16 protein-coding genes are annotated in these 23,131 nt (G+C 35.7%); 15 read left to right on the top strand and 1 reads right to left on the bottom strand.

Going from position 1 to position 23,131, the window contains the following annotated elements; genetic code table 11:
* The first annotated feature begins 4 nt into the window (after nucleotides 1-4).
* The 13 genes from IRZ80_RS14835 to IRZ80_RS14775 all read left to right on the top strand — a co-directional run bounded on the left by IRZ80_RS14835 (nucleotide 5) and on the right by IRZ80_RS14775 (nucleotide 17,339).
* On the top strand, nucleotides 5-1,606 hold the full coding sequence (locus tag IRZ80_RS14835) for a DUF4270 domain-containing protein (protein WP_194642360.1): 1,602 nt from the start codon (nucleotides 5-7) through the stop codon (nucleotides 1,604-1,606).
* A gap of 8 nt (nucleotides 1,607-1,614) precedes the next feature.
* Nucleotides 1,615-3,462, top strand: coding sequence for a glutamine--fructose-6-phosphate transaminase (isomerizing) (glmS, locus tag IRZ80_RS14830; protein ID WP_194642359.1), 1,848 nt, complete (start codon nucleotides 1,615-1,617; stop codon nucleotides 3,460-3,462).
* 302 nt (nucleotides 3,463-3,764) lie between these two features.
* Nucleotides 3,765-6,626 (top strand): TonB-dependent receptor domain-containing protein, encoded by a 2,862-nt coding sequence (locus tag IRZ80_RS14825; protein WP_194642358.1) that lies wholly within the window; start codon nucleotides 3,765-3,767, stop codon nucleotides 6,624-6,626.
* A 37-nt stretch (nucleotides 6,627-6,663) separates the two neighbouring features.
* A complete protein-coding gene (locus tag IRZ80_RS14820; protein ID WP_194642357.1) occupies nucleotides 6,664-8,148 on the top strand; it encodes a G-D-S-L family lipolytic protein in 1,485 nt (494 codons plus the stop codon).
* A 293-nt stretch (nucleotides 8,149-8,441) separates the two neighbouring features.
* Entirely contained in the window at nucleotides 8,442-9,950 is a 1,509-nt protein-coding gene (gene atpD / locus IRZ80_RS14815; protein ID WP_194642356.1) for a F0F1 ATP synthase subunit beta, read from the top strand.
* A gap of 77 nt (nucleotides 9,951-10,027) precedes the next feature.
* Nucleotides 10,028-10,309: a hypothetical protein gene (locus IRZ80_RS14810; RefSeq protein ID WP_194642355.1), complete on the top strand. Its 282-nt coding sequence runs from the start codon at nucleotides 10,028-10,030 to the stop codon at nucleotides 10,307-10,309.
* A gap of 443 nt (nucleotides 10,310-10,752) precedes the next feature.
* Nucleotides 10,753-11,898 carry an aminotransferase class I/II-fold pyridoxal phosphate-dependent enzyme gene (locus IRZ80_RS14805; protein ID WP_194642354.1) on the top strand — a complete coding sequence of 382 codons (1,146 nt, stop codon included), beginning with the start codon at nucleotides 10,753-10,755 and terminating at the stop codon, nucleotides 11,896-11,898.
* Between the two features lie 89 nt (nucleotides 11,899-11,987).
* The gene (locus tag IRZ80_RS14800; protein WP_194642353.1) at nucleotides 11,988-12,845 is read left to right on the top strand and encodes a TraB/GumN family protein; all 858 of its coding nucleotides are present in this window, start codon (nucleotides 11,988-11,990) and stop codon (nucleotides 12,843-12,845) included.
* A 4-nt stretch (nucleotides 12,846-12,849) separates the two neighbouring features.
* On the top strand, nucleotides 12,850-13,353 hold the full coding sequence (locus IRZ80_RS14795; RefSeq protein WP_194642352.1) for an RNA polymerase sigma factor: 504 nt from the start codon (nucleotides 12,850-12,852) through the stop codon (nucleotides 13,351-13,353).
* A complete protein-coding gene (locus IRZ80_RS14790) occupies nucleotides 13,343-13,951 on the top strand; it encodes a hypothetical protein (protein ID WP_194642351.1) in 609 nt (202 codons plus the stop codon). Before IRZ80_RS14795 ends, IRZ80_RS14790 begins: the two co-directional genes overlap by 11 nt.
* Nucleotides 13,952-14,087: 136 nt before the next feature.
* Nucleotides 14,088-14,705, top strand: coding sequence for a dethiobiotin synthase (gene bioD / locus IRZ80_RS14785; RefSeq protein WP_194642350.1), 618 nt, complete (start codon nucleotides 14,088-14,090; stop codon nucleotides 14,703-14,705).
* Between the two features lie 97 nt (nucleotides 14,706-14,802).
* Nucleotides 14,803-16,074: an adenosylmethionine--8-amino-7-oxononanoate transaminase gene (bioA, locus tag IRZ80_RS14780; protein WP_194642349.1), complete on the top strand. Its 1,272-nt coding sequence runs from the start codon at nucleotides 14,803-14,805 to the stop codon at nucleotides 16,072-16,074.
* A gap of 110 nt (nucleotides 16,075-16,184) precedes the next feature.
* Complete coding sequence (locus IRZ80_RS14775; protein ID WP_194642348.1) at nucleotides 16,185-17,339, top strand: beta-ketoacyl synthase N-terminal-like domain-containing protein; 1,155 nt, start codon at nucleotides 16,185-16,187, stop codon at nucleotides 17,337-17,339.
* A gap of 164 nt (nucleotides 17,340-17,503) precedes the next feature.
* Here the strand turns inward: IRZ80_RS14775 and IRZ80_RS14770 are convergent, their stop codons facing one another.
* Entirely contained in the window at nucleotides 17,504-17,980 is a 477-nt protein-coding gene (locus IRZ80_RS14770) for a regulatory protein RecX (RefSeq protein ID WP_194642347.1), read from the bottom strand.
* A gap of 730 nt (nucleotides 17,981-18,710) precedes the next feature.
* On the opposite strand from IRZ80_RS14770, the gene IRZ80_RS14765 reads away from it, so the two are divergent.
* Both IRZ80_RS14765 and IRZ80_RS14760 read left to right on the top strand, forming a co-directional pair.
* Nucleotides 18,711-20,300, top strand: a complete 1,590-nt coding sequence (locus IRZ80_RS14765) for a hypothetical protein (RefSeq protein WP_194642346.1) — start codon at nucleotides 18,711-18,713, stop codon at nucleotides 20,298-20,300.
* A gap of 952 nt (nucleotides 20,301-21,252) precedes the next feature.
* Nucleotides 21,253-23,131, top strand: a 1,879-nt coding sequence (locus IRZ80_RS14760) for a hypothetical protein (RefSeq protein ID WP_194642345.1), incomplete at its 3' end; no start/stop codon positions are given.

The following is a 23,131-nucleotide window of genomic DNA, read 5'->3' as shown; positions in this document are numbered from 1 at the left end:
AAATATGCTTAAAAATTCTGTTTTTAAAATAATTCCTTTGCTTTTTTTTATTGTTCTTTTTAACTCCTGTGATAAAGAATTTAGTGCTGTTGGGTCGGATTTAATTGATAATAACCATTTTAATATCGTTAAAGAAAATTCTAGTACCGTTCAAGCAACTTGGAAAAAAACGGGTGCAATTGCTTCTAATAATTTAGCTGTAAATGCTTTGGGTATATTGGATAATACAGTATTTGGTCAGACAACTGCAAATTTTGCTACTCAGGTTCAGCTGTCTAGTGAAAATCCAGCAATAAATTCTGATTTAGGTCAAGACATTGTAAGTGTAACGCTTTATATTCCTTATTTTACAACCGCTGCAGGAACTACAAATACAGACGGAAGACCTGTCTATAAACTCGATTCTATTTATGGTAATAGAACTTCAAAGATTAAGCTGAAAATTTATGAAAATAAATTTTTGCTTGGGAGCTTAAATACAGAACCAGGGGCGCCAATTTATGATACAAATTACCCTCAGCTGTATTATACCAATCAAGATGCCATTTTTAGTGAAAAAAAAGGAGCGTTATTGTATGAAGATAATGACTTTGTATTTAGCGAAAAAGAATATTCTGATCCTGTTCCAGCTACAGCAACTAGTGCGGCTACAACTACATATACAGCTCCAGGCATGCGATTAAGTTTAGATAAGGCTTTTTTTCAGAAGCTGTTGTTTGATAAAACATCAAATAATTATAGTTTAGCCAGTAACTCTCTATTTGAACAATATTTCAAAGGATTGTATTTTAGCGTCGAAAAAAATGATGCTTCAGGTGTGTTAGCTAGAATGAATTTCAAAAAAGGGACTATTGTAGTAAAGTACAAAGAAAAGGCTCTTGCGGCAGATCTTACATTAACTGTTGAAAAATCCATTACTTTAAATCTTACTGGTAATACTGTAAATTTATTTAACAATGAACCTAGTACAGAAGCCAGTTCTTACTCAAGTCCAAAAGCAGATAGACTTTATGTAAGAGGGGGGGAAGGAAGTGTGGCTATAATTGATTTGTTTAATCCTGCAATTGATGTTGTAACTTATAATAGAACTTCAGGGAAAATAGAACTTGGCAAAAGTAATTCTATACCAGACGAATTAGATTATATTAAGGAAAAAGGATGGTTAATTAACGACGCCAGTTTAACTTTTTATGTCGATCAAACTCTAATGAAAAATGTGGCTGCTGAGCCTAGTAAAATATTTTTGTATGACATAAACAATCGAAAAATACTTGTTGCAGGAATTTTAGAGAGAGATGCTTCTGAACGTGGCTTAAAATACAGGTGTAATATTACGGATTATATTATAGGTCTTGTAAAAGGTGATAAAGCAAATATAAAATTAGGTGTTTCAACTGCACAAGCGATTACATATGCTGCATTTAAAAAAATAAAAGACGCTCCTGTATATGCAACATGGATGGGTCTTAAATCTGAGGAACAAAATGCTTATTTCTTTCCGGAATCTTCCGTTGTGAGTCCTTTAGGTACTATTTTTCATGGAAGCAATAGCACTGATGAAAATAAAAGATTAAAGCTCGAAATTTATTATACTAAAACTAATTAAGAATAACTATGTGTGGAATTGTTGGGTATATCGGTTATAGAGAAGCTTATCCTATTGTAATAAAAGGTCTTAAGAGATTAGAATACCGTGGCTATGATAGTGCTGGGGTAATGCTTTACGATGGTGAGTCGGTAAAGTTGTCAAAAACGAAAGGTAAAGTTTCTGATCTTGAGGAAAAAGTAAAAAAAGAAATTACTACAACAGGATCGATAGGTATTGGTCATACGCGCTGGGCAACTCATGGGGTTCCAAATGATGTAAATTCGCATCCTCATGTGTCTAATTCTGGCGATTTAGTGATAATTCATAATGGTATTATAGAGAATTATGCTCCTTTGAAAGTTGAGCTGATAAAAAGAGGTTATTCTTTTACTTCTGATACGGATTCTGAGGTTTTAATTAATCTTATTGAAGAAGTTCAGAAAAACGAAAAATTAAAATTAGGAAAAGCTGTTCAGGTAGCATTAAACCAAGTAGTAGGGGCTTATGCTATTGCAGTTTTTGATAAAAAAAATCCAAATGAGATAGTTGCTGCCAGACTTGGAAGTCCGTTAGCAATTGGAATTGGTGAAGGTGAATATTTTATCGCTTCTGATGCTTCTCCATTTATTGAATACACTTCGAATGCCGTGTATCTTGAGGATGGTGAAATGGCTAATATCAGATTACATAGACCAATGAAGGTTCGTAAAATTAAGGATGATTCTATTGTTGATCCTTATATTCAGGAACTTCAAATGAATTTGGAGCAGATTGAAAAAGGTGGTTACGACCATTTCATGCTAAAGGAAATCTATGAGCAGCCTAGTGTAATTAAAGATACTTACCGAGGCAGATTACATGCTAACGAGGGTATAATTCAGCTTGCAGGTATAGAAGATAATGTTGAGAAATTTTTGAATGCAGACAGAATTATAATCGTTGCATGCGGTACTTCTTGGCATGCTGGTTTGGTTGCCGAATATATTATAGAAGAGTTTGCAAGAATCCCTGTCGAAGTTGAATATGCATCAGAATTCAGATATAGAAATCCAATTATAAGCAGTAAGGATGTTGTAATTGCAATTTCACAATCAGGTGAAACTGCAGATACAATGGCAGCGATAAAATTAGCAAAAGATCACGGCGCGTTTGTATTTGGAGTATGTAATGTGGTGGGTTCTTCTATTTCCAGAGAATCTCATGCGGGTGCTTATACTCACGCTGGGCCAGAAATTGGTGTCGCTTCAACAAAAGCGTTTACTACTCAAATCACAGTTTTAACGATGCTTGCTCTGCGTTTGGCTAAAGCTAAAGGAACTTTGACACAGTCTGATTTTCATACCTATCTTCAGGAATTGGAAATTATCCCTGAAAAAGTGAAGGAAGCTTTGGAAACTAATGCTAAAGCAACAGAAATTGCCGCTGTTTTCAAAGACGCTCCAAATTGTTTATACCTTGGTCGTGGTTATAATTTTCCGGTTGCACTTGAAGGAGCTTTAAAACTTAAAGAGATTTCATATATACATGCTGAAGGTTATCCTGCTGCAGAAATGAAGCATGGTCCTATTGCATTGATTGATGAATTAATGCCAGTAATTGTTATTGCTCCAAAACAAGGTCACTATGATAAAATTGTGAGTAATATTCAGGAGATTAAATCAAGAAGCGGTAAGATTATAGCGGTTGTAACCAAGGGAGATAAACAAGTTCGTGAATTAGCAGACTATGTTATCGAAATTCCTGAAACATCTGACGCATTGTCGCCGCTTATAACAACTATACCGTTACAGCTTTTATCGTATCATATTGCTGTCATGAGAGGATGTAACGTGGATCAGCCGAGAAATTTAGCTAAATCTGTTACAGTTGAATAAACAGTTATATAAAATTTTTTTAAAAGCGAGAATTATTTCTCGCTTTTTTTTGTCCTATACTTTTTACGAAAACGTTGTAATTTTTTATGATAAATTTAAAGAAATTGCTAAATTACTATGTATGCATAATATTTATCATGAATAATTTATTATTTTATTATTAATTATGCAATTTATTAAAATATCATATTGTTATTAATATTAGTATTTTTATGAAAATAACAATAAATTTTTTTATTTATTTTATTGATAATTAAAAAATATGCGTAATTTGGCTTCATTAACCAAAAAAAATTAGCCAAATGAGATTGTATTTACTTTTTTTAACACTATTCTTTTGCAGTATATCTTTTGCACAAAATTCAATCAAAGGAGTTGTTACGGATGAAAAAAATCAGCCGATAGCGGGTGCCAGTATTAATTTGGCAGGAACAAAGGAAGCGGCGGTTTCGGATTATGATGGCTCTTTTGTTTTAATTACTAAACAAACGCCTCCTTTTTCTCTTGAAATTAACGCTGTTGGATACACCTCTTCCAATGTTACAGCGGAATCATTAAGTCAAAAGGTCGTTGTAAAATTAAATTCAGAAGAAACAAAATTAAACGAGATTGTTGTTTCCGCTTCGAGAGCGCCGGAAAGAGTGCTTCAGTCGCCAGTGACTATTGAAAGAATGGGGATTCAGCAGGTAAAAAGCACTACTGCTCCAACCTTCTACGATGGTTTAGAGAATTTAAAAGAAGTACAGTTCAACACCAGCAGTATTTCTTTTAAAACTGTAAACACAAGAGGTTTTGCTGCGGTAGGGAATACCCGTTTTATGCAGTTAGTTGACGGTATGGACAATTCATCACCTGCGTTAAATTTTGTTTTGGGTAACTTAATTGGTCTTTCCGATATTGATGTGGCGAGTGTTGAGCTTTTGCCAGGTGCTTCTTCTGCTTTGTATGGAGCCAATGCATTTAATGGAATCTTATTCATGAATAGTAAAAGTCCGTTCATTCATCAAGGAATCAGCTCTTATGTAAAGTATGGACAGACTTCTCAGGATGCTGCGGGTACCAATGATTATTTTGATATGGGAATTAGAGCAGCAACTGCTTTTACCAAGCATTTTGCAATTAAGGCTAATTTTAATTACATGAAAGCTACTGAATGGATAGCTGATGACAGAAGAAGTGTGACTGGAGGTTCTATCGGCCATGATGGAAATCAAAATTATGATGGTTTGAATATTTATGGAGATGAAGTGACTACTTTTATTACTAATGTTGGGCAGGTAAGCAGAACAGGATATCGTGAAAAAGACTTAAATGATAATAAAGTAAATAGTGTAAAGGCAGATTTTTCTATGCATTTTAAGCCATGGGCAAATGATACTGAGATTATACTCCAATATAAATTAGGTCTTGGGAATACTATTTATCAAGGAGCAAATAGATATGCTTTGAATGATTTTTTTATGAGTCAGACTAGAATTGAAGTGAAAGGGAAAAACTTTTTTGCAAGGGCATATCAGTCTTCTGAAGACGCTGGAAATTCTTACGATATGCGTTTTGCAGGCTGGAATGTTCAAAGATTGGCTAAATCGGATACTAACTGGTTTACTGATTATGCGACCTCATTTCAATTATCGTCTGCTGTGTTGGGACTTAATGCGAATCAGGCTGCAAATTATGCGCGAACTTTTGCCGACACGAATGTTTCGCCAGGTTTGAATTTAGTGTCAAATACGGATCCAAATAATCCATCAGCACCAAGGGGGGCTCGTTTTGAACCGGGAAGCCCTGAGTTTGTTTCTGCATTAAACAGTGTAAAAAATAATCCTGATTTAACGCAAGGGGCTAAATTTACTGATCAGTCCAAAATTTATCATTCAGATGTTAATTATAATTTTAAGGATCTGTTCAAATTTGCCGAAATTCAAGTTGGGGGATCTGCGCGTCAATATGAAATGAATTCCAGCGGTTCGATTTTTACTGATTATGACGGGCCAATTCGTTACAATGAATATGGCGTTTACACTCAAGGATCGAAATTATTTTTACAAGATCGTTTGAAACTGGTTGCTTCTATACGTTATGATAAGAGTCAGAATTTTGATGGGAATGTGTCGCCGAGAGTTTCTGTTGTGTATTCTGCAGGAGCGAAAAAAGCACACAACTTTAGAGCTTCTTACCAGACAGGTTTTAGAAATCCAACCACACAGGATCAGTACATCGGGCTTGATTTAGGTCCGTTTGCTTTAATTGGTTCTGCACCAGAAAATTTATCTCGTTTTTCTGAAACATTGAATGTAAGTGCTGCAGGGCAGGCTGCTTTCATAGCGACTGGTAAACCTGCTACACCAACCGTTGTTATGGATGGTAATAATGCATATAATAATTCGTACACTTTGGTTTCTGTGCAGGAATTTAGTAAAAAGTTGAGTGAGGACTCTTCTCCAGCAGGTGTTGTTGCTGCTGTAGCTAAATTGCAAGCGGCCAATGTACAATTAGTTCGTCCTGAAGAAGTAAAGGCTTATGAATTGGGATATAGAACGGTTATTAATAATGATTTTTCAGTAGATATTAATGGATATTTTAATCAGTACAATCATTTCTTGAATACTTCTAGAGTAGCAGGAGTGTATTATGGAGATGTGAATGCTGCTTTTAATCCATTAGATGAATTAAGCTCAGTAAAAGCCCTGACACGAGGTGATAGAAGAATTTATCAAGTATACAGTAATACTTCTGCGGATGTTTCCTCGTTAGGTTTTGGTATTGGTTTGTCTAAAAAAGTCTATAAAAATTTTGAATTAGGAGCAAATTATAATTATTCTCAATTGGATTTCGATCAATCTCAAGATCCTGGATTTGTTACGGGTTTTAATACTCCAAAACATAGAGTAAAAGCATCTTTAGGAAATACTAGACTGTTTAAAAATTTTGGTTTTAATACGAATGTTAGATGGAATTCTGAGTATTTATGGCAATCTTCTTTTGGAGACGGTATGATTGAATCTGCAACAGTATTTGATGCGCAAGTTAATTATGCTCTTCCGCAGTATAAATTATTGTTTAAGGTAGGAGGGACTAATATTGGAGGAAAAGATTATATTCAAGTAATCGGTTCAGGAGCAATAGGCCAGCAATGGTTTGCGTCATTAACTATTAACCCTTAATTAAAAAGATAAGTCAAGAACTTAAAAATATACTAGTATGATAAAAAATTTCAAATGGCTGCTGTTGGTTTCTTTAAGCTTTGCAGCATGTAACGATAATGATGAGGATGTGGTTGCAGAAGTTCCTGTTACTCCAGGTTCAGCTTCTTTTGCAAAATATGTAGCGTTGGGTGATTCTTTCGCAGCGGGTTATAGTGACGGTGCTCTGTTTAAAGCAGGTCAGGCAACGTCATATGTAAATATATTGGGGCAGCAGTTTATGCCTGCTGGCGGTACGGTTGTTACAACGCCTTTAACATCTGATAATTTAGGCGGTCTGCTGTTGGGAGGGACTGCAATTGCAGAAACTAGAAAAGCTATTCTAGGTTTTAATCCTGATAAATCGCCGATTGTTGGTTCGGTGCCAGGTACTCCAACTACGGAAGTAACAAATCATTTAACGGGTTCTTTTAGTAATCTGGGAATTCCGGGAGCCAAAAGTTATCATTTAGTGGCAGCAGGATATGGAAATGCTGCAGGTGTGGCTTCAGGGAAAGCTAATCCGTATTATGCACGTTTTGCTACATCTGCGACAACTACAGTACTGGCTGATGCTTTGGTGCAGTCGCCAACTTTCTTTTCTTTATTTATTGGTGGAAATGATGTTTTGTCTTACGCAACATCTGGAGGTGTTGGAGTGAATCAAACAGGGAATTTAGATCCGTCTACTTATGGTTCAAATGATATTACAGATCCAAATGTTTTTGCAAATGTATATACAGCCTTGGTTGCTAATTTGACGGCTAAAGGAGCCAAAGGAGTAGTGGCAAATTTACCATATGTTACTTCATTGCCTTATTTTACAACTGTTCCTTATAACCCAGTTGCTTTGGATGCGACAAAGGCGGCTCAGTTAAATTCAGGCTATGCGCAATATAATGGCGGACTGCAGCTTATGGTTACTAACAAACTGCTGACTGCTGAAGAAGCAGCAAGAAGAACAATTAAATTTGCTGCAGGTAATAATCCGGTTGTTATCGAGGATAGTTACCTGACTAATTTGTCAGCTTATAAAGTGCCGTCGTACAGACAGGCGACCAAGGAAGATTTAGTAGTATTATTAGCAAGAACTTTCATTGGTACTTTGGTAGGTGGAGACCAGACAAAAATTAATGGAGTTTCTGTTCCTTTGACGGATCAATGGGTGCTTTCAAAAGATGAAGTTAAGGAAGTAGCTATAGCTACAGACGCTTATAATTTGGCTATAGATGCTGTTGCAAAATCTAAAGGACTTGCTTTTGTAGATACTAAAGCTGCATTGACTCAATTGTCTTCAACAGGAGTGCGTTTTGGAAATTTTCAAATGACCGCATCTTATGTAACAGGAGGTGCTTTTTCATTAGATGGTGTTCATCCTACGCCAAGAGGTTATGCTTTTATTGCTAATCTTTTTATAGATGCAGTCAATACTAAATATGGGTCAACATTGAGAAGGGTCGATTTGTCGCAATATCAAAGTTTATTTCCTGCCGTTATAAAATAAATTTTTAGTTTTCAAAATATCAAAAACCACCCGTTTATAGCGAGGTGGTTTTTTTAGTTTTGGCCTGGATTTAGTATAATGTAGAAGCTGAGTTTAAGATAAAATAGGCGGTTTTGTTAGTTTGAAACACCTTAATAGTCAATTCAATAAAATTTTAGCTTTTTTTATAAAAAAAAATATTGATTTTATATTTTAAAAAATTATCTTTGCACTCTGAAAAAAGTATCCATTTGAGGAGTTTCGATGGGCTGTATTTCATAAACCTAAATAGCTATTTAATAAATACATAAGCAATGTCAAAAGTAATAGGAAAAGTTGCCCAAATCATTGGACCAGTAGTCGATGTAGTTTTCAACGGAGAAGTTGAACTTCCAAAAATTTATGATTCATTAGAAATCACTAAAAAAGACGGTACATTATTAGTACTTGAAGTACAGTCTCACATCGGTGAAAACACTGTTCGTACCATTTCGATGGACTCAACAGATGGTTTGAGCAGAGGTTATGAAGTAGTTGGAACAGGAAATCCTATCCAAATGCCAATCGGTGCGGATGTTTACGGTCGTTTGTTTAACGTAATCGGTGATGCAATTGATGGTCTGCCAGCTTTACCAAAAACAGGTGGAAGCGGAACCCCAATCCACAAGCAAGCACCAAAATTCGAGGATTTATCTACGTCTTCTGAAGTTTTATTTACAGGTATCAAAGTAATCGATTTGATCGAGCCTTATGCAAAAGGAGGTAAAATTGGATTGTTTGGCGGTGCTGGAGTAGGTAAAACAGTATTGATTCAGGAGCTGATTAACAATATCGCAAAAGGTCACGGTGGACTTTCTGTATTCGCAGGAGTAGGAGAAAGAACACGTGAAGGGAATGACTTACTTCGTGAGATGTTGGAGTCTGGAATTATAAAATATGGTGAAGATTTCATGCACTCTATGGAAAATGGAGGATGGGATTTATCTAAAGTAGATTTACAGGGAATGAGAGAGTCTAAAGCTACTTTCGTTTTCGGACAAATGAATGAGCCACCGGGAGCTCGTGCACGTGTTGCACTTTCTGGATTGTCTATCGCTGAGTATTTCCGTGATGGAGCTGGTTCTGACCAAGGAAAAGACGTTCTTTTCTTCGTTGACAACATCTTCCGTTTTACTCAAGCAGGTTCTGAGGTTTCGGCTCTTTTAGGCCGTATGCCGTCTGCGGTAGGTTACCAGCCAACATTGGCAACTGAGATGGGAGCAATGCAGGAGCGTATTACATCTACAAACAAAGGATCTATTACATCTGTACAAGCGGTATATGTACCTGCGGATGACTTAACTGACCCGGCACCAGCAACAACGTTTGCCCACCTTGATGCTACTACGGTATTGTCTCGTAAAATTGCTGAGTTAGGTATCTACCCTGCGGTGGATCCATTGGATTCTACTTCAAGAATCTTGGCTCCTCACATTATTGGTAATGATCACTATGAGTGTGCTCAAAGAGTAAAAGAAATTCTTCAAAAATACAAACAATTGCAGGATATTATCGCGATTCTTGGTATGGAAGAGTTATCTGAAGATGATAAATTAGCAGTAGCTAGAGCTAGACGTGTACAGCGTTTCTTGTCTCAGCCTTTCCACGTTGCTGAGCAGTTTACAGGATTAAAAGGTGTATTAGTTGATATCAAAGATACTATCAAAGGATTTAATATGATTATTGACGGTGAATTAGATCACTTGCCAGAATCAGCTTTTAACCTTAAAGGTACTATTGAAGAAGCTATCGAGGCTGGAGAAAAAATGTTGGCAGAAGCGTAATTGGTTGTCAGTTGTTAGTTATCAGTTGTTAGAAAACAACGACGAACCATCAACCATCAACTACTAACTAAAAAATTATGATTTTAGAAATAGTATCACCAGAAGCGAAATTATTTTCAGGAGAAATCACTTCTATTTCTGTTCCGGGAGTAGACGGACGTTTTCAAATGCTGAATAATCACGCACCAATAGTTTCATTGCTGCAAAAAGGAACGGTTAATATTACAGCTCCTAGTTTTGATTTAAGCGAAGAAGCAGCAGGTTTGTTTACAAAGATTAATGATCAGAATTATACTTTGGAAATTGCCTCTGGAACTCTTGAGTTAAAAGACAATAAGGTAATTGTTTTAGCAGACTAAGACATTCAGAATTAATAAATTAAAATGCTCGGCTTAGGTCGGGCATTTTTTTGTTTAAAATTGTCTGATGGTAAAAATTTGTTGTTTTTTCTTGCCTGAAAGTTTAAAAGACATAGAGTCTGCCCTAATTTGGGTCTGCTGAAAAGTATATTTTTTTTGCTATTTCTGGATTAAAGACGGGAAAATGCGTCATAAACCTTGGCTTGCAATACTATCACGGTTTGGTTCCGCTTTTAAAGGGTGTGGACAGTCTAAACTAGTTTAATCGTTCCTTGTACATAACGGCTGGTCTTACGATTGGAAAAGCAATAGCAGCTAAAAGAGCTGAGGAGAAAATGAAGAAGGCGGATGGGGTTAGTAAATAAGATAAACAGACCTAGCAGGTTTTAAAAACCTGTTAGATCTTCTAATAAAAATACGATTGGTTTTCATAACTTTGTTTTATGAATTTTCCAAAAAATCTTACCGATAAACTCGAAATCAGAAAGAAAAATAAATCACTTAGGTTACTTCCAAAACCTAATGACTTAATTGATTTTTCTTCGAATGATTATATCGGTTTTTCAAAATCGGAAGCAATTTTCGATGCAGTCCATCAATTTTTATTGGATCATAACATAAAAAGTAATGGTGCAACCGGATCACGATTGATTTCAGGCAATCATGCCTTATATTCCCAAACGGAAGATTATATTGCGAAATTTCATCAATCGGAGTCGGCTTTGCTGTTTAATTCCGGTTACGATGCCAATGTTGGTTTTTTTAGCTCCGTTCCCCAAAAAGGCGATTTGATTTTGTATGATGAACTCTGTCATGCTTCGATTCGGGATGGAATACAATTATCGAATGCTAAATCCTATAAATTCAAGCACAATGATTTTGAGGATTTGGAGCGATTAATTTCCAAAGCCATAACAGATATCTCTCAACCGATTATTTATATTGCAACCGAATCGGTTTTTTCGATGGATGGTGATTGTCCTAATATGGAAGAATTAACAGCTGTTTCGGAGAAATACAATTGTTATTTGGTTGTTGACGAAGCCCATGCTTTAGGCGTTTTCGGTGACAAAGGTGAAGGATTGATTCAGTATCTGCATTTACAAGACAAAATATTTGCCCGAATTATGACTTTTGGTAAAGGCTTGGGGTGTCATGGAGCAGTGGTCTTGGGTTCATCAACATTAAAATCGTACCTCGTTAATTTTGCCCGAAGTTTTATTTACACCACGGGACTTTCTCCTCATTCGGTTGCTGCTGTTTTAATGGGTTACCATCATTTGGAAAAAGATAAACAAGCGATTGAAACTCTTCGGGAGAATATTGTTTTTTTTAATCAGGTGATAAAAATGCTGTATTTGAATCCGCTTTTTATCCGAAGCAAATCGGCAATACAAAGTGCCATCGTTCCTGGAAATAAAAAGGTAAAAAGCATTGCTGCTTCGCTTCAGCAAAATGGTTTTGACGTCAAAGCGATTCTTTCACCTACAGTTCCTGAAGGGCAGGAGCGATTGCGTTTTTGTATCCATAGCTTCAATTCAAAAGAAGAAATTTCATCTCTAATTGCCTGCTTTTCCTCACTTCTTTAAAAAACATTATATTTTTTTGTAACGTTTTAATTGTTTGATTACTTACGAGTCGTAAAAAAATCAATCATCAATCAAAAAACAAACAAATTATGAAAAATGTATTTAAATCAATTGCAGCAGTCACAGTATTAGCCTTTAATTTTGCAGTTAATGCGCAAACTCAAAAAAATGAAAATTCGGTATTGTGGGAAGTATCGGGTAATGGATTGGTAAAACCATCCTATCTTTTTGGAACCATTCACATGATTTGCGGAAAAGACTTTGTGATGAAACCTAAAACTGCAGACGCTTTTGCGAAAACTGCGAAACTGGTTTTAGAAATTAATATGAGTGATGTCGACGAGTTGAAAATAGTTCAACAGGCAGCAGTTGGTAAAGAACCATTGTCTAAAACATTGTCCACAAAACAAATTGTACAATTGGAAGAAGTGTTAAAAAATAACGGAGGACTTACTTTGGCTCAGGTTGACAGCTATACGCTGGAAACGGTTATGAGTTTATTGTTTATGAAATCGTTTGGCTGTACCGATTTAAAATTTTATGAAATGGAATTTCTTGCTAAAGCCAAAGAAAGCAATAAACCAATTGTTGGACTCGAAAAAGCTACAGTGCAATTGGATATTTTAAGCAAATCATTTACTGAGGATGAATTGATCGCTTATTTGCAAAAGATTGATAGCAATATGACTAAAACCATGATAAAAGAATATACCAGTGAAAATATAGATGGGCTTTATGCAATGACAACAGACAAAGAATTGATGTCCGCAACTACTAAAGAAACATTATTGAATAACAGAAATATGAATTGGTTGAAAATAATGCCTGAAATGATGCAAAAAGAAAGTGTCTTCTTTGCAGTGGGGTCGGCACATTTAGCAGGAGATCTTGGAGTAATCAATTTATTAAAGAAGGCTGGATATACAGTAAAACCTATAATGAATTAAGATTTTGAAAACCAAAGAGCAGGAATTTTTAAACCGAATTGAGCAGCACAAAGGAATACTCTACAAGGTTTCCAAGATGTATATGGATAATCCGGACGATCAGCAGGATCTGTTTCAGGAGATTGTCCTGCAGCTTTGGAAAGCCTATGAGAGTTTTAAAGGTGAAAGCCAATTTTCGACTTGGATGTACAGAGTGGCAATTAATACATCAATTGTTTTTTTGAAAAAGGAAAAACGAAAAGTTGATAAATACGAAATAGCCTCTGAAAATATCAAGGAAGAAGAAAGCGATTCTGATCACAAAGAAAGTCAGCTGCATCATTTTTATAAAGCCGTTCAGGAATTGGACAAAATTGACAAAGCTATTATTTTCTATCAGCTTGAGGGATTTTCACATAAAGAAATAGGAGTTAATTTGGGTATTTCAGAAGGAAATGCAAGGGTTAAATTGAACAGAGCAAAAGATAAATTAAAAGAAATTATAAAAAAACAAGGTTATGGACTTTAACGATATACAATCAGCTTGGAAGAATGAAAAAACAGAAAATGTAACTCTTCCTACCCATTTGGATAAAATAAATTCGGCAAATATGCCTTTGGAAATAATTAAAAACAACTCAAAAAAGGAATTTTTCTATCAAATCATTTCCATTGTATTGATTGGATTTGTTCCTTTCATTTTTGATGTTCCTGTGAATGCATTTGCTGGATTCTATTTACTTTTCTCCATATTTGTGGCAGTTTGCATTTATTATTTGGTGAAGTTATTTATGTTTTATAAAAGATTAGACAAGACTACTTTAAACACCAAAGACAGTTTGTATGAAACTTATTTTGACATTAGGCTGAATATGGAGCTGTATAAAACTTTCGGATTTGCATTAATACCATTTCTTATATTGTTTTTATTAGGGTTTATGCATTATAAAATTCCTGATTTTTTTGCTAAAGGAATAAATAGTACTCCCTTTTTGATTACTACATTTTCAATCGTTATTTTTTCTATCCTATTTATGGGTTTAGCTCTCGAATGGTGGGTGCACTTTTTTTATGGAAAGTATGCCAAAGAAATCCGGAAAGTTCTTGATGAATTAAAAGAAGAATAATAAAACGTAACCCATTGCAATGATGGGTTTGTTTTTTTATTGGTATTTTTGTGCTTCTAAATAGTATAACTCAAAGATTCACAAAAAACAAGATGATATGCGAAGAGTAATTTAAAACTTTGCGAAATAAAAATCTATGAAACTATTCATTACAGGAATTTCTACTGATGTAGGCAAGACCATTGCCTCAGCTATTATTGTCGAAGCTCTCGAGGCTGATTACTGGAAGCCAATCCAAGCAGGTGATTTGGATAATTCTGATAGCCATAAGGTAGAATCTTATGTCTCTAATACCCAGTCAAAATTTCATGCGAATGCATATGCATTAAATGCACCTGCAAGTCCGCACCTTGCTGCAGAAATTGATGGCGTTGTTATTGATTTGCAGAAAATAAAAGAACCGAAAACTGATAACCATCTGGTTATAGAAGGAGCAGGAGGTATTTTTGTTCCATTGAACGATTCAGAATGCGTTATTGATTTGATTCAGTACGATTATAAAGTGATTGTGGTGTCAAGACATTATCTGGGAAGTATTAATCATACCTTACTTACAATTGAATCTTTGCTTAATCGTAAAATAGCGATAGGAGGAATTGTTTTTTCGGGAGATGAAAATAAATCTACTGAATCTATTATTCTGAATAAAACACGCCTCAAATGTATCGGTAGAATAGAACAGGAGCCTTATTTTGATAAAAATGTTATCAAAGAATATGCAGATAGGTTTCGTGATCAACTTTTACAATTATAATGACAAGATCAATGTCAAAAATCAATACTAAGTTCTAACGATTTGTTTGTAATACCAATCTAAAATCATAAATCGTTAATCAATAATCTGAAATCAAATGACTTTAATCGAAAAAGACAGCCAGTATCTTTGGCATCCATATACGCAGCACAAAACAGCAGCAATTCCCATTGCGATAACTAAAGGAGAAGGAGCATTACTTTGGGACGAAAACAATAAAGAATATGTTGATGCCATCGCTTCATGGTGGATTAATCCATTTGGACACTCCAACAAATTCATTGCCGATGCAATTTACAAGCAGTTAACCACTTTGGAACATGTATTGTTTGGCGGATTTACTCATGAACCTGCTATTATTTTGGCTGAAAGATTGATGACCATTTTGCCAAATAATCAAAAGAAAATCTTTTTTTCAGATAACGGTTCGACCTCGGTTGAAGTAGCGATTAAAGTGGCTTTGCAGTATTTTTACAATAAAGGTGAAAAAAAGACAACGATTATTGCTTTTGAAAATGCTTTTCATGGCGATACTTTTGCCGCTATGGCTGCAAGCGGAATTTCGTTTTATACGCAAGCTTTCCAAGGGATGTTTATAGATGTCGTTAGGATTCCGGTTCCTGTGAAAGGTCAGGAACAGCTAAGTTTTGATATCCTTCGCGAAGTAATTAAAAATAACAATTGTGCTGGATTCATATTTGAACCTTTGGTGCAGGGAGCGGCCGGAATGGTAATGTATGAACCCGAAACATTAGATCAACTGCTTCAAATCTGCCAAGATAATGATGTGCTAACAATAGCAGACGAAGTGATGACAGGTTTCGGCAAAACCGGAAAAACATTTGCCTGCGATTATTTGGAACTAAAGCCAGATATGATGTGTCTCTCCAAAGCATTGACAGGCGGAACCATCCCGATGGCAATTACTACTTTTACCCAAGATCTTTTTGATGCTTTTTATGACGAGGATATCAATAAGGCATTATTCCACGGACATACTTTTACCGCTAATCCTACTGGCTGTGCTGCCGCATTGGCTAGTTTATCTTTGCTCGAAACCGAAGAAATGCAGCAAAATTTAATCCGAATTCATAAGAGACATTTAGAATTTCAAAAAAAGACTGAAAGCCATCCGATGGTTACTACAACTAGAGTGCTGGGCGTTATTTTTGCATTGGAAATAAAAACAGAAACTTCGGCGAGTTATTATGGAACGCTACGTAACAAGCTTTACGATTTTTTTATTGAAAATGGTGTGATTTTGAGACCTGTTGGGAATATTGTTTATATTTTACCACCATATGTAATTACTGATGTACAATTGGATAAAGTGTATGAAGTGGTCGTAAATGCTTTGGAAATAGTTTAGTTATTACCCGCGGATTTGATGGGTTAAACGGATTTGCACAGATGTTTAATTATTTTGCAGACTTTGCCTAAAACTTTCCGACCTTTGCGATTAAATCAGAATATAATATTTTGTCACAAATTATCTCCATAACAGCCATAGCTTCCATTTCGTCTCTGGGAAATTCATCTGAAACGATCTGGGAAAATTACCTTTCCGAAAATCCATGTTTTTCTACTCAGTTTTTGGACCATCAGAATACGGCTGTAGCTGTTCTTGATGCTGATTCGTTAGCTGAAATTGAAAATCTGCAGCAATCAGATATAAAATATAAATCTTTAGATCAATCTGTTTTGTTTGCGATGGCAGCTTCCCGCAAAGCAATTGAAAAAGCCGGCTGGACACAAGGAGATGAATTCGGAATCAACATTGGTTCTTCACGGGGTGCTACCGATTTGTTTGAAAAACATTTTCAGGAGTATTTGGAGACTGGAAAAGCACAGACTTTGGCATCGCCAACAACTACTTTGGGGAATATTTCCTCTTGGGTCGCGCATGATCTGCAAAGTACAGGACCTGAGATTTCACATTCTATTACCTGTTCGACGGCTTTGCATGCCGTTCTTAATGGTGTTGCCTGGTTAAGAGCCGGAATGGCTGATAAATTTTTGGTCGGAGGAAGTGAAGCTCCTTTGACAGATTTTACTATCGGTCAGATGCGTGCTTTGAAAATCTACTCCAAAAGTGATGAAAAATATCCAAACCGAGCTTTGGATTTGGACAAAAAACTAAACACCATGATTTTGGGCGAAGGCGCTGGAGTATGCTGTCTTGAAATCGGTAAAAAAGAGAATGCCATTGCTTTTATTGAAGGCATTGGTTATGCTACTGAAATTTTGGAGCATAATATTTCGATATCGGCTGAAGCTGTCTGTTTTCAGAAATCAATGAAAATGGCTTTGCAGAATAGTAATGTTTCCGAAGTTGATGCCATCGTAATGCATGCACCGGGAACCATAAAAGGTGATTTGACAGAGTATAGAGCGATTGAAAAAATCTTCGGCGAAAGCATTCCATTATTGACTACTAACAAATGGAAAATCGGACATACTTTTGGAGCTTCAGGTATTTTGAGTATGGAAATGGCTATTTTGATGATGCAGCACAATGAGTTTATCGGAGTTCCTTTTGCGGAAGCGCAAAAACAGACGAAACCAATAAAGAAAGTTTTGGTCAATGCGGTTGGTTTTGGCGGGAATGCGGTGAGCGTTCTGTTGAGTATTTAATGAGTTAAATGAGTAAATTTTTTTAGCACAGATTATACCAATTGACACTGATTTTTTAAAATCCCATAACTTAACAAGCTTAGGTGCTTTAAAGATTAAAATTTTAAAAAGAGATTGACAGACTTGATTCTTACTCCATTTTTGACTGATTACTAATAAACTGATTACTGCTCACTTCTTTCCAATTCTTTCACCTTATCATAAATCAAACTGCTTTCAAAGCCACGGCGCAGCATATAATCGCAGAATTTTTTTCTTTTCTTCAAAACATTTTTTTCAGAAATAGAGCTCCAGTTTCTTTCGGCTAGTTCTTCAAATGTGGCAATGTATTCTTCGGGTTCAATTTCTTTTAGAGCAAGATTAATCAGCGTCTGATTGATGCTGCGCAGTTTCAATTCATTAGTAATCCGGATTTTACCCCAATGTTTGATACGGTGTTTTCCTCTGGCAAAACTGCAGGCAAACCGCGCCTCGTTTAGGAAATTATGCTCAATGAGATGTACTATGGCTTGGTCTATTTCGTTTTGATCCAATTTCATGCTCCATAATTTGGATACAACTTCCTCATGGCATCGCTCCTGATAGGCACAGTAATGCTCTATTTTTTGAATGGCATCTTTGAGGGAATAGACTTCTTTCATTGAGGATAAAAGTTTTTGGTTATATCAAACAAAAATAATTTTTTCCTGAAGATGTTGCTTTCACATTGTTTACTAATTTTTATTGCTCATAGAAATAGATAAAATTCTATTTAGCGCGTTCTAATTTATCCCTTAATAATTTTGCTGATTGAAATTTTACAAAAGGTTTATCTATTAGAGTCTTTCTTTTATATATATGATTATCCTTAACTACTGCCAAAAAGATCGAATTAGCTACAGATTAAAAATATTTACACAGATTTTAAAAAAATAGTAATGAAATCTTTGAGAATCTGTGTAATCAGCAGGAAAAAAAGACATTGTATTATTTGTGGACAGTCATATTCTTTTATTTGCTGTAAATAAAAAACTTCAAATTAAGTCTATGCAAAATTAAGCTTACGGATTCAGCGCGTATTGGTTTTGTTTTTCAAAATATTTAAGCCTCTTTTTTGTGAAATTTATAAAATGACTGGTAATAATTTAATTGTCTGATAATAAAAATCATATCTGATTTACGTCAAATTTATTTTTTCTAACTTAATTATTTATTTTTGTAGGCTTAGTATTACTATATTAAAAAAAAAGTGTTTTTCATCGATTAAATATGCTTTTCTTCTGTTTTTTCAAATTTATTCTTTAAATTAGAGTATGATTTTGATTACAGAATAACAAATTTCCTATTTAGATGATTAATTGAAAAAAGTTCAAAATTTAACACCCTATCCTTATGAAAACAATTTTACTTTTTATGTGCAGTCTTTTATTAATTTCACAAACTTCTTTCGGAAAAGAAATAAATACAAAAGCTTCGGCAGGTAATAGGGATGTTAAGCTGGAGCGTACAGATTTTATAAATTCATCTGTTTCAAAAAAGGCAGTTATAGAAAGAAATAGAATCTGGCTGAATTTTTCTAATGCTGAAGGAGCTTTTAAACAGCAGTTAATTGGTTATGTTACAGGAGCAACCAATGGCTGGGATAAATTGTATGATGCTGTTACTTTGGATTCGAATCCTTATGTTGATTTTTACAGTATTAACGGAGGTAAAAATTTGACCATACAAGGAAGAGGTCTGCCATTTGTAACAACTGATGAAGTTCCGTTGGGTTATAAATCGACTATGGGAGGTACATTTGAAATCAGTATAGATCATGTAGACGGTCTCTTTGTTACTCAGGATATTTTTCTTAAAGATTTAACCACAGGTACTATTCATAATTTGAAAAGCGGTGCTTATAGTTTTACAACACTGATTGGCCGATTTAATGACCGTTTTGTACTGCTTTATATTAATGCACCAGTAGCGCCGGCTCCTCCTATCGAGCCAATTGTGACTGTGGTGACAGAACCAGTAGTAACCACTCCCGAAGTTCCAGTTCCAGTTGTGACTGTGCCAGTTGTAACCACTCCCGAAGTTCCAGTTCCGGTTGTAACAGAACCAGTTGTAACTGTTCCAGTTGTAACTGTTCCAGTTGTGACCGAGCCAGTGGTAACTGTTCCCGAAGTTCCAATTCCAGTTGTGACAGACCCAGTTGTAACTACTCCGGAAGTTCCAGTTCCGGTTGTAACAGAACCAGTTGTAACTGTTCCAGAAGTTCCAGTTCCAGTTGTGACCGAGCCAGTTGTAACTACTCCCGAAGTTCCAGTTCCAGTTGTGACCGAACCAGTTGTAACTACTCCCGAAGTTCCAGTTCCGGTTGTGACCGAGCCAGTGGTTACTATTCCGGAAGTTCCAGTTCCAGTAGTTTCAGAACCAGTAGTAACTACTCCGGAAGTTCCAGTTCCAGTTGTGACCGAGCCAGTGGTAACTACTCCGGAAATTCCAGTTCCGGTTGTGACAGAACCAGTTGTAACTACTCCAGAAGTTCCAGTTCCAGTTGTGATCGAGCCAGTAGTAACCACTCCAGAAATTCCAGTTCCGGTTGTGACAGAACCAGTTGTAACTACTCCAGAAGTTCCAGTTCCAGTTGTGACTGAGCCAGTGGTAACCATTCCCGTAGTACCAGTTCCGGTTGTAACAGAACCAGTTGTAATTGTTCCAGAAGTCCCAGCAGAAGTATCTGTTGAAACGATTTATGGAGGAAAAGGAAAATCGGTATTTGTCTCAGTTAATAACAATCAGATAACCATTAACTCAGCGGGAGCTCCTATAGATGAGATTTCGGTGTATAGTTTTGGTCAAATACAATTGTTTAATAAAAACAATATCAATAGTAAAGAATTTGTAATTAACGATTTAGGTGTTGCGAAGCAAATGTTAATTATAAAAACACAGCTTAAAAATGGTAAATCGACAACCAGTAAAGTTATTTTATAAAGCGGATTTAAAAAAAATATAGTTTCGATCAGCCTCATTTTGTTAATTCAGGGTGAGGCTTTTTTTTGCTCTTTTCTCATCTTTTTGAAAGTAAAGGTCTTTTTTTGTTAAAATTTTTATACGATTTTGGAAAAATATGATTGCTGTTATTTTTTTAATGTTTAGTTTTGTATCGTATTAATTATGTTTAGTTTAGAATAGATAGAGCATGATACAAATAGAAACTGTTTTGAATGTAATAGAAAGAGAAACAGTTTTGTGAGTTTGTAAAATGAAAAATAGACTTACCCCCAAAGCCAAATTGTATGAATAAAACGTTACTTACTGCAGCTGCTTTTTTATCTCCCCAGATAAGTAAGCGTAAAAGTTATTGTTATATTTTATCAAAATTGATAATAACGTTTGTGTTTGATCACTTAATCAAACAATATAGCACAAGAGAAGATTCAGTAAATCTTTTGTCTTTTGGCTAGCCTTTATTTTCTTTTTTTCTAAAAATTATCATTAGTATTCGTATCCGGATCCATATGGAGTTCGGGTTATGAATATTTTTTGCTTAAGAAATTAAGCTTCTATTGTATTAAATAATTCCCCCGATTATATGAGATTAAAATTACTTTTTACGTTTTTATTATTGACATTACTGCAAACTATTGGGTTTGGGCGGTCAGGCTGTAATGTTGTTAGGAGAGATGATTTTACTGGATGTGCTTCAAGTTTTATCGCAGAAAAATTTGCACTGAACTAAAGTAAAAGTGCGTTCATCGAAATACAGAAACTATTGTTTTTTAGAAAAGATATTTTTGATACAGCAAATTATAATATCAAGGCATTTAGTTTTTGAAAAGATTATAAAATATACAGTTTTTTAATCATAAGAATTCCTTAATGACTCTGCCTCATGGTAATTCATTAAAAAAAATAAATAATAATACCACAAAAAAACAATGATATGAAAATAAAATTACTATTTACATTTTTAATATTGATGTTGCTGCAGACCAGTGGGTTTGGGCAGTTAAACTGTAATACCGTTAAAAATGGAGATTTTACTGGAGGCGCTACTGGCTGGACATTGCAGACTAGTACTACAGGCTGGTATTATGAGGCGACTTATGCTAAAGATAAAATTTATATTGACAAAGACGGTGTAACAGATTTATCGCTAAAACAAACTGTTAATGGTTTGCTAGGAGGGACACTAACACTTTCTTTTGAAATTACAGGGCAGAATGCTGATAGATTGATGTGTGGTACCTCTGCTACTCTTGATGTAAAAATAGGAGGAGTAACTTATATGAGGATTACAAATCCAGCAAATAATGCTACCATTACTACATCTGATATCATTGTCTACGGGACAGGGACAACTTACTCACAAACAGGATTTCCTATAACAGTAGGAGGTACAGGTACGGGTGCAGGCGGAGGTAAGCCAGGAATAGCAGCAAGTGCTTTAACTTCAGGTATAATAACGCTCACAATTCCATCATGGACTGGTGCAACAAGTGCAGATCTTGAGTTTGTAGCGACAACCTCAGGCATTACTGCTACTGCGAGTGCACCATGTAACGGTACAATCGGAGGAGATGACTGGATTCTTGATAATATTCAACTTACTTCTTCTGTTGATCCAACGCTTTATGATATTACGGGGACTAGTGTTTGTTCGGGAACTCCAGCTACAATTGGACTTAGTGGTTCTCAAGTAGGAGTTAGCTATCAATTAGTGCTTAATGGTTCAACAAAGGTAGGTACACTTGTTCCTGGCACAGGATCTGCTATTCCCAGTACTGCTTTCGGAAGTCAAACGGCAGTGGGTACATATACAGTAATGGCTATAGTTGGATCTACTGATTGTAAAGTTATGAACGGGAGTTTTATAATTAGTCCAAACCCGACTTTGACTGCAGCTACACAATCAGGAACGGCTTGTACTGGATCTGGCGCATTAATTAATTTAACAGGTTTGTTAGCAGGCAGTACTTCAACTATTAATTATAGTATCAATGGCATTGCACAAACAGCAATAACAGGAGTCGTTGCTAATGCATCAGGAGCAGGAAGTTTTACATCAGCACCTTTACTTTTTACAAATAATGGCCAGAAATTACGCATAACAAGTATAATAACCACAAGTGCACCGACGAATTGTTCAACGACTTTTACTAGTCCTGTTAAGGAAGCGACGCTGACAGTGAGTGCTACCGTAACATCGGCAGATGCAGGACCAGATCAGGCCAAATGTAATACCGCTACTTTTACCCTTGCAGGAAATGCTGCGGTAGTTGGAACAGGTGCTTGGAGTTTGGTAAGCGGAACAGCTACTATAACCACTCCAGCGTCATATAATTCTGGGGTTACTGGAGTTCCTGTAGGATCCAGTGCAACATTGCGTTGGACAATTACAAATGGTGCCTGTACTGCAAGAAGTGAAGTTATTTTGACTAATAATACTATTCCAACTGTTGCGTCAACCACTGGGAATACTAAAGTATATGATAAAACAACTAATACAACAACAGTATCCGCAACAACAAGTGCGGGATCAACAATAGACTGGTATGCCAACTTAAGTGGAGGAACTGCACTCGTGTCAGGAACAACAACATATGCACCAACTGGAATAAATGCTGGTATTTATACAGTATATGCAGAAGCAAGAAATACAACAACAGGATGTGTCAGTGCTTCACGTTCGGCAGTAACATTAACAATAACACCAAAAGCATTAACTATTACAGCACCTGTGATTGCATCAAAAGCATATGACGGCAGTGCAGTATCAGGAACAGTAACAGCAGGTACATTATCTGGTTTTGTTGGAACAG

It is taken from the genome of Flavobacterium sp. HJJ, assembly GCF_015351475.1.
Classification (GTDB): Bacteria; Bacteroidota; Bacteroidia; order Flavobacteriales; family Flavobacteriaceae; genus Flavobacterium; species Flavobacterium marginilacus.
This window is presented reverse-complemented; position numbering and strand designations above follow the sequence as displayed.

Bases quoted from the DNA above. Each gene is read 5' to 3' on its own strand.
- IRZ80_RS14835 (WP_194642360.1), top strand. From the start codon at position 5: ATGCTTAAAAATTCTGTTTTTAAAATAATTCCTTTGCTTTTTTTTATT.
- glmS (WP_194642359.1), top strand. From the start codon at position 1,615: ATGTGTGGAATTGTTGGGTATATCGGTTATAGAGAAGCTTATCCTATT.
- IRZ80_RS14825 (WP_194642358.1), top strand. From the start codon at position 3,765: ATGAGATTGTATTTACTTTTTTTAACACTATTCTTTTGCAGTATATCT.
- IRZ80_RS14820 (WP_194642357.1), top strand. From the start codon at position 6,664: ATGATAAAAAATTTCAAATGGCTGCTGTTGGTTTCTTTAAGCTTTGCA.
- atpD (WP_194642356.1), top strand. From the start codon at position 8,442: ATGTCAAAAGTAATAGGAAAAGTTGCCCAAATCATTGGACCAGTAGTC.
- IRZ80_RS14810 (WP_194642355.1), top strand. From the start codon at position 10,028: ATGATTTTAGAAATAGTATCACCAGAAGCGAAATTATTTTCAGGAGAA.
- IRZ80_RS14805 (WP_194642354.1), top strand. From the start codon at position 10,753: ATGAATTTTCCAAAAAATCTTACCGATAAACTCGAAATCAGAAAGAAA.
- IRZ80_RS14800 (WP_194642353.1), top strand. From the start codon at position 11,988: ATGAAAAATGTATTTAAATCAATTGCAGCAGTCACAGTATTAGCCTTT.
- IRZ80_RS14790 (WP_194642351.1), top strand. From the start codon at position 13,343: ATGGACTTTAACGATATACAATCAGCTTGGAAGAATGAAAAAACAGAA.
- bioD (WP_194642350.1), top strand. From the start codon at position 14,088: ATGAAACTATTCATTACAGGAATTTCTACTGATGTAGGCAAGACCATT.
- bioA (WP_194642349.1), top strand. From the start codon at position 14,803: ATGACTTTAATCGAAAAAGACAGCCAGTATCTTTGGCATCCATATACG.
- IRZ80_RS14770 (WP_194642347.1), bottom strand. From the start codon at position 17,980: ATGAAAGAAGTCTATTCCCTCAAAGATGCCATTCAAAAAATAGAGCAT.
- IRZ80_RS14765 (WP_194642346.1), top strand. From the start codon at position 18,711: ATGAAAACAATTTTACTTTTTATGTGCAGTCTTTTATTAATTTCACAA.